The sequence below is a fragment of the Microtetraspora fusca genome (assembly GCF_001570365.1).
Lineage (GTDB): Bacteria > Actinomycetota > Actinomycetes > Streptosporangiales > Streptosporangiaceae > Microtetraspora > Microtetraspora fusca.
The window spans coordinates 233,761-247,385 of the sequence record NZ_BBYK01000041.1; the positions used below are offsets into that span (position 1 = coordinate 233,761).

Sequence of the window (13,625 nt, forward strand, 5' to 3'; positions counted from 1 at the left end):
GGCGGCCCGGAGATCGCGGTCCTCCGGCCGCGCCGACCCACGCGGCGATCCAGGGGACGGCCCATGATCTCAGCCCGCCCGAGGCCGCCGCCAGCCGGGGGAGCCGGGTCTAAACCTGGGCCGGGAGGAAGTGCCCGCGCACCCGTTCGTACGCCTCGGGCGCGGCGCCGATCCGGTCGAGGCCGAGCAGGGCGGCCCCGACGATCGGCGGCACGTCGGCGACGACCAGCACGGCGTGCGGCGCGCGCTCGGCGTAGCCCCGTTCGACGAGCGACATGAGCAGCTCGTCGCCCGCGGTCAGCACGCCGCCGCCGAGGACGACCTCGCACGGCTCCTCCAGCAGGCCGAGGCGGCGCATCGCCACCTCGCCGAGGACGGTCACCTCCTCGGCCAGCCGCTCGACCAGGCCGCGGGCGATCGCGTCGCCGCGCGCCGCCGCCAGCAGCGGGGGCACCAGCTCGTGCAGCCCCTCGGCGGGCAGCTCCCCGAAGTGCAGCCCGATGACCGCCTCCTCGACCGTGGCCGTGCCGAACCCGGCGCGGACCACGTCCACCAATGCGGTGCCCGGCCCCCTGCCGTCCTCGGCGCGTGCGGCGTGCCAGAGCACCTCCTCGCCGAGGCCGTACCCGCCACCCCAGTCGCCGCTGAGCCGGCCGAGCGCGGGGAACCTGGCCACCGCGCCGGAGGGGGCGACGCCGACGGCGTTGATCCCGGCCCCGCAGACCACCGCCACGCCCCACGGGCCGGAGGCCCCGGCGCGCAGCAGGGCGAACGTGTCGTTGCCGACGACGACGTCGGGGGCGTGGCCGCGCGTGAGCAGCTCGTCGCGCAGGCGCTCCTCCTCGATCGGCAGGTCGGCCCCGGCGACGTAGGCGGCGACATGGTCCGCTACGGGGACCCCGGAACGGTACGCGGGAACCGCGCGGGCGACGATCTCGTCGATCACGTCGATCGCCGCCGCCACCCCGGCGCTCTGCGGCAGGAACGCCGCGCCCCTGCCGGTGGCGAGCACGGACCCGTCCTCGGAGACGAGGGCCACGTCGGTCTTGCTGTTCCCCCCGTCGACCGCCAGCACGGTGCGCGGACGGCGGTCGGTCACCGGGACACCGCCCAGGGCAGGTGCGGACGGCCCGCCTCGACGAGCAGCCGGGCCAGCTCGTCGGCCAGGGAGACCTGCCCGACCAGCGGATGCGCGAGCAGGGCGTCCCGCACCCGCCGTTCGCCGCCGTGAAGGGCCGCGTCCAGCGCCAGCGACTCGTACGCGGAGACGTGCGCGACCAGCCCCCGGTACAGCGGTTCCAGCGGCTCGACCGGCAGCGGCACGGCCCCGGCGGCGGTGATCCGCGCGGGCACCTCGACGACCGCGTCGGCGTCCAGGAAGGGCAGCGTGCCGCCGTTCCGGGTGTTGACCACCTGGACGTCGCCCCGGTCGTTCACGAGGGACGCGATGAGCGCCACGGCCGCCTCCGAGTAGAAGGCGCCTCCCCGCTTCTCCAGCAGCTCCGGCTTGGTGTCCACGGAGGGGTCGGCGTACAGGTCGAGCAGGGCGGACTCCATGGCCGCGACCTCGGCCGCCCGGGACGGCTTGCTCCGCTGCTCCTCCACCACCTCGTCGTGGGCGTAGAAGTAGCGCAGATAGTAGGAGGGGACCACGCCGAGGTCGCGGATCAGCTCCACCGGAAGAGCGAGGCTGCCGGCGATCTCGTCGCCGGCTTCGGCCAGTATCCGGGGCAGGACGTCCTGCCCGTCGAGGTGGACGGAGCGCACCCAGGTCAGGTGGTTCAGCCCGACGTGGCCGAGCGAGATCCGCTCCGGGGGCACCCCGAGGCCGGCGGCGAAGCGGCGCTGGAACCCGATCGCCACATTGCACAGCCCGATCGCGCGGTGGCCCGCGTCGAGCAGCGCCCGGGTGACGATGCCGACGGGATTGGTGAAGTCCACGATCCACGCGTCCGGCGCGAGCCGGCGCACCCGCTCGGCGATGTCCAGCACCACGGGGACGGTGCGCAGCGCCTTCGCCAGGCCGCCCGCGCCCGTCGTCTCCTGGCCGACGCAGCCGCAGCGCAGCGGCAGCGTCTCGTCCACGTTCCGCGCGGCCTGCCCGCCGACCCGGAGCTGGAGCAGCACGGCCCCGGCCCCGGCGACGCCGTCCTCGAGGGTCGTGGCGGTGCTGACCACAGCGGGGTGGCCGGCTCGGGCCAGCATCCGCCTGGCCATCCCGGACACCAGCCCCAGGCGGTGCTCGTCCGGGTCGATCAGGGCGATCTCGGATAGTGGGAGTTCGTCGCGCAGCCGGGCGAACCCGTCGATCAGCTCCGGCGTGTACGTCGAGCCGCCCCCGACAACGGCCAGTTTCATTTCACTCCTGTCAGTTTGACGCCCTCGATGAAGACCTTCTGGGCGAAGAAGAAGACGACGATCACCGGTGCCATGGCCAGGACGGTCGCGGCCATGGTGAGGTTCCACTGGACGCGGTGCACCGACCGGAACGCGGCCAGCCCGAGCGACAGCGTCCAGTTGTCCAGGTCGGTCCCCGCGTACAGCAGGGGGCCGTAGTAGTCGTTCCAGCAGTAGAAGAACTGGAACAGGGCGACGGCCGCGATGGCCGGCTTCGCCATGGGCAGGATCACCCGGACGAGCGTGCGGAACTCGCCGCAGCCGTCGACCCGGGCCGCGTCGGAGTACTCGCGCGGGATCGTCACGAGGAACTGGCGCAGCAGGAAGATCGAGAAGGCGTCGCCGAGCAGCATCGGGATGATCAGCGGCCACAGCGTCCCGGTGAGGTGGAACCGCGCCCACACGAGGTAGACGGGCACGGCCACGACCTGCGGCGGCAGCATCATCGTGGTGATGACCAGCAGGAACGCCAGCCTGCGCCCCCGGAACCTGAACCGGGCCAGCGCGTACGCCACGGGGATCGACGACAGCAGCATGAACACGGTGGCGAGCACCGAGTACATGATCGTGTTGCCGATCCAGGTGAGCAGCGGCGCCTTCTCGAAGATGTCCGCGAAGTTGGACCAGTTCCAGATGTCCGGCCACAACCGCGAGGTGAGGGCCTGCTGGTCGCTCATCACGGCGGTGAGCGCGATGAAGACCAGCGGCCCGAGGAACATGATCGCCAGCGCGATGGCGATGGCGTGCTTGGCGATCCAGTACAGCGTGGCCCGGCCGCGGCGGGCCCGCGCGGGGGCGGGCGACGCGGCGCCGGCCCGCTCCTGGACGGCGGTCGTGGAAGCGGTCATGCGTCCTCCTCGCCGAAGCCGCGGAACTGGCGCAGAAGGATCAGGGTGAACACCATGGAGACCGCGAACAGGACGAGCGCCAGGACACAGGCGTAGCCCATCGCGAAGTCGCGGAATCCCTGATGGAACAGCCATTCCGGGAAGGTCAGGGTGGACTGGTCGGGATAGCCGGGGACGAACACCGATCCGGCGGAGTCGGTCGCGCCCGAGGCGACCCGCGCGGCCACCATCGCCTGGGTGAAGTACTGCAGGGTCTGGATGACCCCCGTGACGGCGGCGAACATGAGCACCGGCCGGATCACCGGGAGCGTGATGTGGACGAACTGCCGCCAGCCGGTCGCGCCGTCGAGCGCGGCGGCCTCGTAGAGCTGCTTGGGCACGTCGAGCAGGGCGGCCATGAAGATGACCATCAGGTCGCCCACCGACCAGAGGGCCAGCATGGTGAGCCCCCACTTCGACCAGGCGGGGTCGCCGAACCAGTCCGGGGACCTGACCCCGACCGCGCCGAGGATCGCCTGCACCGGACCGGTGGCCGGGTTGAGCAGGTAGACGAAGCCGAGCGTCCCGGCGACGAGCGGCACCAGCGACGGCAGGTAGAAGATCGTACGGAAGATCCCGGCGCCCGCCTTCAGACGCGTGACGAGCTGCGCGACGCCCAGGCCGAAGACGACGCGCAGCGGGACCATCACCACGACGAGCCACAGCGTGTTCCTGATGGAGGTCCAGGCGGCATCGTCCTGCAGGAAGTACCGGTAGTTCAGCAGCCCGACCGGTTCCAGCGTGAACAGGTCGTACCGCTGGAACGAGAAGTACACCGTGGAGATCAGCGGGTAGACGAAGAAGAGCGCGAACCCGATCAGCCAGGGGGAGAGGTAGGCCAGCGGCCGGAGCCGGTTGCCGAGGGTGATGGCGGCCATTGCGTCAGCCGCCCGCGGTCAGCTTGAGCTTCTCGTTGATCTTCTTGTCCACGTCCGCGAGGAGCGCGTCCAGGTCGGAGGCCCGGCCCGACTCCCAGGCGATCTGGGCCTCCTGCAGGGTCTGCTGGTTGAAGACCGAGTTGACGTGCGCGGGCAGCGTGGAGCTGTTCGGGTTGGCGAAGACGTCGAGGAACGTCTGGAAGTTCGGGTCCTTCTTCAGGTCCGGCGACTGCAGCGCGGGCAGCGTGCTCGGAACGTTCCTGATCGCGTTGGAGAGCGTGACCAGGGCGTCGGTGTCCGTGGTGAGGTACTTCACCAGCTCCCAGGCGGCCTCCTGGTGCTTGGCGCCGCGCGGGATGCCGATGACGGTGCCGGCGATGAAGCCCGCGCCGTACCGGTCGGCCTGGTCGTCGGCGACCGGCAGCGGGGCGGTGCCGTAGTCGAGGTCGGGCGCGTCGGCGGCGATCATGGCGTTGCGCCACTCGCCGTCGATGGCCATGGCGACCTTGCCCTTCTGGAAGGGGTTGTCGGCCGACCACTCGTCGCCGAAGCTCTTGCGGAACTTCTCGAGCTTGTCGTAGCCGAACCAGCCGGTGAGGTCCTTCTGCCACTTCATGAGGGTCTTCCACGCCGGGTCCGAGCCGATCGCGGAGGTGCCGTCCGGGTTCGTCCACTTGGCGCCCACCATGACGCCGGTGTGGATCGGGGCGTTCTCGTACATCTGGCTGGTCGGCATGAACCCGGCGACCTTGATGGTGCCGTCCGCGTCCCGGACCGTGAGCTTCTTGGTGAGATCGGCCAGCTCGGACAGCGTCTTCGGGGGCTGGTTCCCCTTCATCAGCTTCTTGTTGTAGTAGAGCCCGTACGTGTCGGCGAGCATGGGCATCACGCACCGCTTGCCCTCGTACTGGGTGTATTCGGCGATCACCTTCGGGAACAGCGCCGTCGCGTCGATCTTGCCGGCCGCGAGGTACGGGTTGAGGTCCTGGAAGATCCCGGCCTTGCAGAACTGGGCGACGCTGTCGGTGGTGAACGACAGGGCCACGTCCGGCGGGTTGCCGCCGCGCACCGCCTGCAGGATCTGGTCGTCCTGGATCGCCTTGGTCGCCTTGACCGTGATCCAGGGGAACTTCTGCTTGAAGCCGGCCAGCGTGTCCTCGAACGCCTTGAGCTCGTTGTCGGCGGTGAAACCGTGCCAGAACTCGACGGTGACCGGGTCGTTGGCCGTCGCGGACTTGAGCGCGGGACCGGGGGACTCGGTGCCCGCTGTGCAGCCGGTGACCAGGGCGAGGCCGGCCACGGCCGAGATCGCCAGCGATCGTTTCACATGCGCCTCCTATGGGCGTAGGGGGGTGGTGACGAGCGGGTTGCCGCCCCGCTCCGGCGCTTCCCGGCGTCCGGACGATCCGAAGACCTCGTCCCGCGCGGTGTCGAGGGCGAGGTCCAGCGCCCCGGCGAGGACGGGGTTGCCCTCGACGCTGGACAGACGCAACGAGGGTCGCGGGATGGTGAGCGCGTGGAGCTCGCGCTCGGTGAGTTCACGCAGCGTCTCCCCCCCGGCGAGCAGCACCCCGCCGGAGAGGACGACGATCTCGGGATCGACGACCGCCGTGATGGCGGCGAGCCCGACGGCGAGGCGCGAGGCCAGCTCGCGCAGCGCCTCCGCCGCCGCCGCGGCGAGCCGGCCGCCGGACTCGACCTCGCGCACCGCGTTCTGCACGGTCGCGGCGGGCGTCGCGCCGCGCAGTCCGTGCGCGCGCATGATCCGCAGGACGGCTGGGCCGCCCGCGAGGGCCTGGAAGCCGTGGTCGGCGCGCCTGCCGACCTCGCGGGCGGTCGGCGCGCCGATGGCGGGCATGTAGCCGACCTCGCCCGCGCCTCCGGTCGCCCCGCGGTGCAGCCGGCCGCCGAGGACGAGCGCCGACCCGATGCCCTCGTCCGCCCACAGCAGCACGTAGTCCAGGTGCCCCCTGGCCGAACCCCGGACCTGCTCGGCCTGGGCGACCAGGTTGACGTCGTTCTCCACGTCCACGGGCACGCCGACGCCGTCCCGCAGGGTGCCCACCACGTCGGCGATGTGCCAGCCGGGGATGTGCGAGGCGTACCCGAGGCGGCCGGTTGAGGGGTCCACCGCGCCGCCGATGCCGATCACCACCCGCCGCAGCGCCGTGACGTCGATGCCGGTGCCGGGGCCGTCCGCGGGCACGCCGTCGGTCTTCACGGCCGAGCAGGCGCCCTCCAGGGCCGCCCGCACCTTCTCCACGATGTCGCCGCCCGTCCGTCCCGGAGTGGGCAGGCGGTACTCCGCCACGACCGCCCCGGTGATGTCGGCGACGGCGACGGTGATCCGGGCCGGGGTGACGTCGAGCGCCGCCACGTACGCCGCGGCCGCGTTGATCCGGTACAGCTCCGCCGTACGGCCGGGGAGGCCCTCACGGATGCCGTCGAGGACGACCAGGCCGGCCTCCTGGAGCCGGGCCAGGAGCTGGGACGCCGTGGGCTTGGACAGACCGGTGAGCGCGCCGAGTTCGGGCCGGGTCAGGGGGCCGCGTTCGAGCAGGACCATCAGCGCGGCGCGGTCGTTGATCGCGCGCAGCAGGCTGGGGGTGCCGGGGGTCGGCTGGCTCACGAGGGAGTCCTTCCGGGAAAGCGAAGAAGTTAGGAAAGGTCACTAACCGCAAGTGAAAGTAAGGAAACTTTCCAAACTCGTCAAGGGGGCGGCGTCCCCCCGCAACCGACTCGTGACGTGCCCGCCGTTCCGACCAGCACCGACGTGCCGGGAACCGGCCTCTCACCCGGCCGCATCCGGCCCCGACGGCTGCGAGGGGGGTCGGATGGAGGGGCCGTCCCCGGGCACGTAGAATCGGTCGGCCTATGCCTCATTCATCGGCGGGCGAACTGGCCCGGGAGCAGAAGTACGTCACCACTCTCTACGAGCGGCTCGACGTGCTGCGGGAGCGGACGCGCGGGCAACTGGACGAGGTGCTCGCCCAGGGCGCGACGGGCACCCATCAGAACCGTTCCGAGCGCGATTCTTTCGCCGACATGTACGCGCAGCGGCTCGCGCGGTTGTGGGCGGTCGAGAACGGCCTGTGCTTCGGCCGGCTCGACAACGCCGACGGCGGCCGGCTGTACATCGGCAGGATCGGCCTGGCCGACGACGACCAGGAGCGGATGCTGATCGACTGGCGGGCGCCGGTCGCCCAGCCGTTCTACCGCGCCACCCCGGCCGCGCCGATGGGGGTCACCCGCCGCAGGCACCTGCAGACCCGCGGCCGTACCGTCACCAACGTCGACGACGACCTCCTCGACCTCGACGGCCTGACCGACGCCGACCGCGCCTCGCTCAACGGCGAGGCGGCCCTGCTCGCCGCGCTCGACGAGAAGCGCACCGGCCGGATGCGCGACATCGTCGCGACCATCCAGTCGGAGCAGGACGCGATCATCCGCGGCGACCTGAACGGCGTCCTCGTCGTCCAGGGCGGCCCGGGCACCGGCAAGACCGTGGTCGCCCTGCACCGCGCCGCGTACCTCCTCTACACCTACCGTGAGCGGCTGGAGCGGCGCGGCGTCCTCATCCTCGGCCCCAACCTCACCTTCCTGCGCTACATCGAGCACGTGCTGCCCTCGCTGGGCGAGACCGACGTGCTGCTGTCCACGGTCGGCGAGCTGTACCCGGGGATCACCGGCACCCGCTGGGAGCCGCCGGAGGTCGCCGCGATCAAGGGCGGCATCCGGATGGCCGAGGTGATCGAGAAGGCCGTCCGGGACCGGCAGCGCGTGCCGTCCGCGCCGGTGGAGATCCGGCTGGACAAGTTCACGCTCAAGCTCGACCGGCAGACCTTCGAGGCGGCCCGGTCGCGCGCCGTCCGCTCGCGCCGGCCGCACAACGAGGCGCGGGCCGTGTTCGTCCGGCACCTGCTCAACGCCCTGACCCGGCAGGCGGCCAGGCAGCTCGGCCGCGGGATGCTCGACGACGACGACTTCGCCGACCTGCGCGAGGACCTGCGGACCGAGACCCCCGTGCGCACCGCGCTCAACCGGCTGTGGCCGTACCTCACGCCGCAGCAGCTCCTGATCGGCCTCTACACCTCCAAAGAGCGGATGGCCGACGCCGGTCTCGCGCCCGCCGAGTGCGACCTGCTGCTGCGCGAGCCGCCGCGTCCCGGCGAGAACTGGTGGAGTGAGGCCGACGTGCCGCTCCTCGACGAGGCCGCCGAACTGCTCGGCGAGATCGACGAGGGCGTGCTGCGCGCCGCCCGCCGCGCCGAGGAGGAGCGCGAGGAGCAGCTCGCGTACGCCCGAGAGGTGCTGGAGCTGACCGGCATGGCCGACATCATGGACGCGGAGCGGTTCGCGGCCCGGCAGCGCGCCGACGACGTCTACCTGACCACGGCCGAACGTGCCGCCAAGGACCGCACCTGGGCGTTCGGGCACGTGATCGTGGACGAGGCGCAGGAGCTGTCCCCGATGGGCTGGCGCGCCGTGATGCGGCGCTGCCCGACCCGCTCGATGACCGTGGTGGGCGACATCGCCCAGACGGGGTCGGCGGCCGGTGCGGCGAACTGGGGCCGGGTCCTCGACCCGTACGTCAAGGGCCGCTGGCGCGAGGCGGGGCTGTCGGTCAACTACCGCACCCCCGCCGAGATCATGGCCGTGGCCGCCGACGTGCTCGGCCTGGTCGGCCCCGGCCTGAAGGCCCCCGATTCGGTACGAGAGACGGGCGAACGGCCCTGGTCGGCCAGGGTCGCCGACCCGGCGACCGGCCTCGCGCCCCTCGTGCGCCGCGAGGTCGTCCCGGACGGCCGGCTTGCCGTGATCGTGCCCCACGCGCGGGAGGCGGAGCTGGGCGCGGCCCTGGTGGCCGGGGTGCCGGGCGCGGTCGCCGGACCCGGCCCGGCGGCGCTCGACGCACCGGTGTGCGTGCTCACCGTCGCCGAGGCCAAGGGGCTGGAGTTCGACGCCGTTATCGTGGTCGAGCCGGGTGAAATCCTGAGGGAGTCCCCGCGAGGACCAAGCGATCTTTATGTGGCGCTGACCCGGGCGACGCGACGGCTCGGCGTGATCCACTCCGAGCCGCTGCCTCAGGCCCTGGAGAGCCTCGTTTCACGTGCCGACTGATGCGAGAGTGCCGGGATCTGTGCGAATATGAGCGAGATCGCACACACGTCCTGCCTCGATCCCGGACATCCAGCCTGTCCTAGCTGCGAAAACTTGGTGTTTCCGCTGTTGGGGGCACGGTTGACATCTGAGCTGAGGTCGGTAGTTTGCTGCGCAGTCCAGCACGGGACTGACCGGTTGACCGTCTTCTGACATCGCCCGATTCTGCGTCCGTGACGGAGGCACACTCCGTCTGCAAGCCAGGCGCAGCGCTGGCGTTCCGTCGAGTCGGGGCACCTCAGCCGGCCGGGGGGTTGGACCCGGGAGGGGTCCGGATACCCAGTAGACAACGGAGCTCCGCGCCCGCCGCCGACGGGACGGATCCGGTCCGAAGGGTACGTCCGGGCCCCCTTCCGTCATCGAACGTTCTCCCCGGAACGTTCCCACGGAAGCCCCCGCTCCCTGTGCGACCCGTCCCCGCCCTCCGTGAGGCGGGAGGACGCTTTTCCCGCCCCGCAGCCGCGACGAGATAAGGTCGGGGTGTTCCGCGACGGCCACGTGGGACGCGCAAGGTCCACTCTCCGCTCCGCACCCGGCGCGGCGTGCCGTGCCCGGTCGGCCGGCGGCCCGCGGGCCCAGGCGGCTCCGGCGGAAGCGGGAAGCCGGGCGCTGGAAACCCCTGGCGGTCAGGCCGCGGCAGGATGTCGAAGGCGAGGAGAACAGCGCCCCCGTGGCAACCGAAGTGAAACCTCAGGCGACCCCGGGGGCCGCCCCCGGCGAAGGGCGCGCGGCTCGCCCCCGCCTCGCGGCGCGGGTGGGGTGCTCCATCGCGGGCGCGCTGCTGCTCTTCCTCGCCTTCCCGCCCCTCGACTGGTGGTTCTGCGCCCCTCTCGGCGTCGCCCTGCTCACCCTCGCCCTGTACGGCACCCGCCCCCGCCGCGCGGCCTGGCTGGCCTACGTCGGCGCGTTCGCGTTCCTGCTGCCGACGTTGTCGTGGGTGCGGCCGATCGGTGACGACACCTGGCTGGCGCTGGTCGCCATCGAGAGCCTCTTCTGGGCCGCCCTGGGGGCATTGGCCTCCCTCGTGATGCGCGTGCGCCTGTGGCCGCTCTGGGTGGCCTGCCTGTGGGTCGCCCAAGAGTGGGCCAGGGGCCTGGTCCCCTTCGGTGGCTTCCCGTGGGCCAGGCTGGCGTTCAGCCAGGGCGAGTCGCCGTACACGGGGCTCGCGGCCCTGGGGGGCGCGCCGCTTGTAACTTTCACGGTCGCCCTGACCGGCGCCGTGCTGTCCCTGCTGCTCGCCGGGCTCCCCGGCGCGCTGCGCCGCCCCCGCGTCGTTGCGGGGACGCTGCTCGTCGCGATAGCCCTACCCCTGCTGGGGCTCGCGGTGCCCCGGCCCGGCGACGAGGGCAGGACAGTGAAGATCGGCGTGATTCAGGGCAACGTCCCCGGCCGCGGAATGGAATTCCTGGGCGACGAGCCGGCCGTCGTGCTGCGCAACCACGCCGACGAGACCCACCGGCTGGCCGAGGCCGTACGCGCCGGAAAGCTGCCCAAGCCCGACATCGTCGTCTGGCCGGAGAACTCCAGCGACATCGATCCCTATCGCAACGCGTTCGCGCGCGACATGATCGACTCCGCGGCCAAGGACGTCGGCGTGCCGATCCTGACCGGGATCATCGCCCTGATCGGCGACGAGCACCGCGCGACGCGGAGCCTGATCTGGGACCCGGTGACCGGCCCCGGCGCCTACTACGACAAGCGGAACCTGGTGCCCTTCGGCGAGTTCACGCCGTTCAAGGACCTCATCCTGGCGCTGTCGGAGCGGGCCAACCTCGTCGGCCGCCAGTCGATCCCGGGCGACCGTCCCGGCGCACTGCGGATGGGTCCCGTCACGGTCGGCGCGGTGAGCTGCTACGAGGTCGCCTTCGACGGCACGGTACGCGACACGGTGGCCGCCGGAGGCAGCCCGCTGATCGTGCAGACCAACAACGCCAGCTACGCGCTGACCAACCTGCCGCCGCAGCAACTCGCCATGTCCAAACTGCGCGCGGTCGAGCACAACAGAAGTGTGATCACTACCGCCACAACGGGTATATCCGCATATGTGGACCCGAACGGCACGGTCGAGTGGCGGACACGCGAGCTCGAACCCGCGATGAACGTCGTGACCGTCCCCGTAAGGACACGCGGCACCATTGCCACCGAAGTGGGCGCGATTCCTGAATGGATCCTGATACTGATGGGAGCCGGCGCGACGGCGGTGGCGCTCGTCTCACGAAAGCGAACCTCGAACGCGATCGGCACGGACGTCCCGCCGGTGCCCCCGGCACAGCCGGACGATCACGGTTACGCGAGCGAGGAGCGGTGAGCGACCCCTTGGGCATGGAGGAAGAGCTGATGGAGCGGACTTCCGGGCGGGTGCTCGTCATCATCCCCACATACAACGAGTGCGAGAACCTCCCGATGATCGTCGGGCGCATGCGCGCGGCGCTGCCCGACGTGGATCTGCTCATCGCCGACGACAACAGCCCCGACGGCACCGGGAAGATCGCCGACGAGCTCGCCGAGAAGGACGCCCACATCCACGTGATGCACCGCCCGGGCAAGCAGGGGCTGGGCGCGGCCTACGTCGCGGGCTTCCAGTGGGGCCTGGCCGAGGGATACGACATCCTGGTCGAGATGGACGCCGACGGCTCCCACCAGCCCGAGGAGCTGCACAAGCTGCTCGACGCGGTGGCCGAGGGCGCCGACCTGGCGATCGGCTCCCGCTGGGTGCCGGGCGGCAAGGTGGTCAACTGGCCCGCCTCCCGTGAGTTCCTGTCCCGGGGCGCCAACACCTACAGCCGTCTCATGCTCGGCATGCCCGTACGGGACGCCACCGCCGGCTTCCGCGCCTACCGGGCCACCACGCTGGAGAAGGTGGGCCTGGAGGACGTCCAGTCCCAGGGGTACTGCTTCCAGGTGGACCTCACCCTCCGCACCGTACGCCAGGGGCTGCGCGTGGCCGAGGTGCCGATCACGTTCGTCGAGCGCACGGCCGGCGCCAGCAAGATGAACCGGACCATCATGACCGAGGCGTTCTGGCGGATCGCCGTCTGGGGCGTCAACGGCCTGCCCGGCCGGATCCGCAGGAAGAACTGACCCCAGGCGCGCACGCCCGGTCGTCTTGCCAGGGATGGGTCCCGAGGAGGGGGAGCGGGGCGCCGGGGTGACATCGCGGTGCGGTGGCCGCGGGCCGCGGTCGGCTGCCGCCTCTCGCCCCGCCGGCGGGCCCAGCCCCGGCGGGCGGTGGCGCCCGCTACCTTTCGCTCTGAGCGATATCGGAACCGCACGGGCCGATGGGGGCGTTCCCTCTAGCGGAGGTCGTGATGACGCGTAGGTGGCTGCTCCCCGGACTGTTGCTCTTCCCGGTCGTGGAGATCGTGCTGCTCGTCCTGGCCGGTCGGACGATCGGCGGCGGGCTGACGCTCGTGCTGCTGCTGGTCGGCGCCGTGGCCGGCATGTGGCTGATGCGTAAGGAAGGGCGACGGGCCTGGGCCGCCCTTCAGGGGGCCGCGCAGTCGGGCCGCATGCCCGACCGCGAGCTGGGCGACTCGGCCATCGTGATGGCCGGAGGCGCGCTGCTGGCGATCCCCGGCTTCCTGAGCGATCTCGTCGGCATCTTCCTCATCCTGCCGGTCACCCGGCCGATCGCCCGCGGTGCCCTGACCTGGTTCTTCGCCCGCAGGGTGAGTGACATCGCCGCCCGCTCGCCGTACGGCCCGCTGTTCGACCGCATGGGCGGCCCCGGAGCCCCGGGCGGTCCCGGGCAGCAGGGCCGCGTCGTCCACGGCGAGGTGATCCAGGACGACGAGGTCGTCGAGGGCCAGGTCGTCGTACGGCGGCGCGACCCCCGGCAGGACCTCTGAGGCCCACCGCGAGCGGGCCGTCCTCCATGGCAGCCTCCCGCCCACCGGCCACGTGACCGGCAAGGCGGTGCGCGCGACGGCGCGCAGGCGGCGGCCGGACGGACCCGTCGGAAGCGCCGCCGCCACTTGTCCCGTCGAAACGCGTGACGCGCCGGGCGCTTGGTAAACGCGAACACAAAGCGTGGCGATATTTATACTCTGCGTGACAAGTTCGTGGTGGGGGTCGGTCCCCGCCTGACCTGACGCGGAGGCATTCATGACGACTGATTCAGCGACCCGGCGGCGACGGGCCGTGCTTCGGGCCGGGCTCGTCTGCGCGGCGGGGCTGGTGCCGGCCGCGCTCGGTGCCGCGACGTCCACGCCCGCCCAGGCGAAGCAGACCGCCGTCGCCCCGCCCCGGATCGCCGTCCTCAAGGTCGACGGCGCCGCGCTCGTCAAGGAAGGCGGTCTGTCCA

General features: G+C 71.9%; 11 protein-coding genes. 5 read left to right on the forward strand and 6 right to left on the reverse strand.

Going from position 1 to position 13,625, the window contains the following annotated elements:
* Nucleotides 1-109: 109 nt before the first annotated feature.
* Genes AWQ68_RS08405 through AWQ68_RS08430 form a run of 6 tightly spaced genes read right to left on the reverse strand, consistent with a single transcriptional unit; the run spans nucleotide 110 to nucleotide 6,791 of the window.
* Nucleotides 110-1,099 (reverse strand): N-acetylglucosamine kinase, encoded by a 990-nt coding sequence (locus tag AWQ68_RS08405; protein ID WP_218006809.1) that lies wholly within the window; start codon nucleotides 1,097-1,099, stop codon nucleotides 110-112.
* A complete protein-coding gene (locus AWQ68_RS08410) occupies nucleotides 1,096-2,358 on the reverse strand; it encodes a 6-phospho-beta-glucosidase (RefSeq protein WP_066937251.1) in 1,263 nt (420 codons plus the stop codon). The genes AWQ68_RS08405 and AWQ68_RS08410 overlap by 4 nt, the downstream gene beginning before the upstream one ends.
* Complete coding sequence (locus tag AWQ68_RS08415; RefSeq protein ID WP_066937255.1) at nucleotides 2,355-3,245, reverse strand: carbohydrate ABC transporter permease; 891 nt, start codon at nucleotides 3,243-3,245, stop codon at nucleotides 2,355-2,357. Before AWQ68_RS08415 ends, AWQ68_RS08410 begins: the two co-directional genes overlap by 4 nt.
* Nucleotides 3,242-4,162, reverse strand: a complete 921-nt coding sequence (locus tag AWQ68_RS08420; RefSeq protein WP_066937258.1) for a carbohydrate ABC transporter permease — start codon at nucleotides 4,160-4,162, stop codon at nucleotides 3,242-3,244. The genes AWQ68_RS08415 and AWQ68_RS08420 overlap by 4 nt, the downstream gene beginning before the upstream one ends.
* A 4-nt stretch (nucleotides 4,163-4,166) precedes the next feature.
* Complete coding sequence (locus AWQ68_RS08425) at nucleotides 4,167-5,489, reverse strand: ABC transporter substrate-binding protein (protein WP_066937261.1); 1,323 nt, start codon at nucleotides 5,487-5,489, stop codon at nucleotides 4,167-4,169.
* Nucleotides 5,490-5,498: 9 nt separating this feature from the next.
* Nucleotides 5,499-6,791 (reverse strand): ROK family transcriptional regulator, encoded by a 1,293-nt coding sequence (locus AWQ68_RS08430; RefSeq protein WP_066937264.1) that lies wholly within the window; start codon nucleotides 6,789-6,791, stop codon nucleotides 5,499-5,501.
* A 245-nt stretch (nucleotides 6,792-7,036) separates the two neighbouring features.
* On the opposite strand from AWQ68_RS08430, the gene AWQ68_RS08435 reads away from it, so the two are divergent.
* The 5 genes from AWQ68_RS08435 to AWQ68_RS43480 form a co-directional block, all read left to right on the forward strand.
* Nucleotides 7,037-9,283, forward strand: a complete 2,247-nt coding sequence (locus tag AWQ68_RS08435; RefSeq protein ID WP_066937267.1) for an ATP-binding domain-containing protein — start codon at nucleotides 7,037-7,039, stop codon at nucleotides 9,281-9,283.
* A 709-nt stretch (nucleotides 9,284-9,992) separates the two neighbouring features.
* A complete protein-coding gene (lnt, locus tag AWQ68_RS08440; RefSeq protein WP_245655806.1) occupies nucleotides 9,993-11,630 on the forward strand; it encodes an apolipoprotein N-acyltransferase in 1,638 nt (545 codons plus the stop codon).
* Nucleotides 11,627-12,403, forward strand: coding sequence for a polyprenol monophosphomannose synthase (locus tag AWQ68_RS08445; RefSeq protein ID WP_444543162.1), 777 nt, complete (start codon nucleotides 11,627-11,629; stop codon nucleotides 12,401-12,403). Before lnt ends, AWQ68_RS08445 begins: the two co-directional genes overlap by 4 nt.
* 227 nt (nucleotides 12,404-12,630) lie before the next feature.
* Nucleotides 12,631-13,170 (forward strand): FxsA family protein, encoded by a 540-nt coding sequence (locus tag AWQ68_RS08450; RefSeq protein WP_066937273.1) that lies wholly within the window; start codon nucleotides 12,631-12,633, stop codon nucleotides 13,168-13,170.
* 256 nt (nucleotides 13,171-13,426) lie between these two features.
* On the forward strand, nucleotides 13,427-13,625 hold a 199-nt coding region (locus tag AWQ68_RS43480; protein ID WP_169808879.1), incomplete at its 3' end, for a hypothetical protein.

What these genes read in the sequence shown, in the direction of transcription:
- AWQ68_RS08415 (WP_066937255.1), bottom strand. Translation starts at nt 3,245, where the DNA reads ATGACCGCTTCCACGACCGCCGTCCAGGAGCGGGCCGGCGCCGCGTCG.
- AWQ68_RS08435 (WP_066937267.1), top strand. Translation starts at nt 7,037, where the DNA reads ATGCCTCATTCATCGGCGGGCGAACTGGCCCGGGAGCAGAAGTACGTC.
- AWQ68_RS08410 (WP_066937251.1), bottom strand. Translation starts at nt 2,358, where the DNA reads ATGAAACTGGCCGTTGTCGGGGGCGGCTCGACGTACACGCCGGAGCTG.
- AWQ68_RS08420 (WP_066937258.1), bottom strand. Translation starts at nt 4,162, where the DNA reads ATGGCCGCCATCACCCTCGGCAACCGGCTCCGGCCGCTGGCCTACCTC.
- AWQ68_RS08450 (WP_066937273.1), top strand. Translation starts at nt 12,631, where the DNA reads ATGACGCGTAGGTGGCTGCTCCCCGGACTGTTGCTCTTCCCGGTCGTG.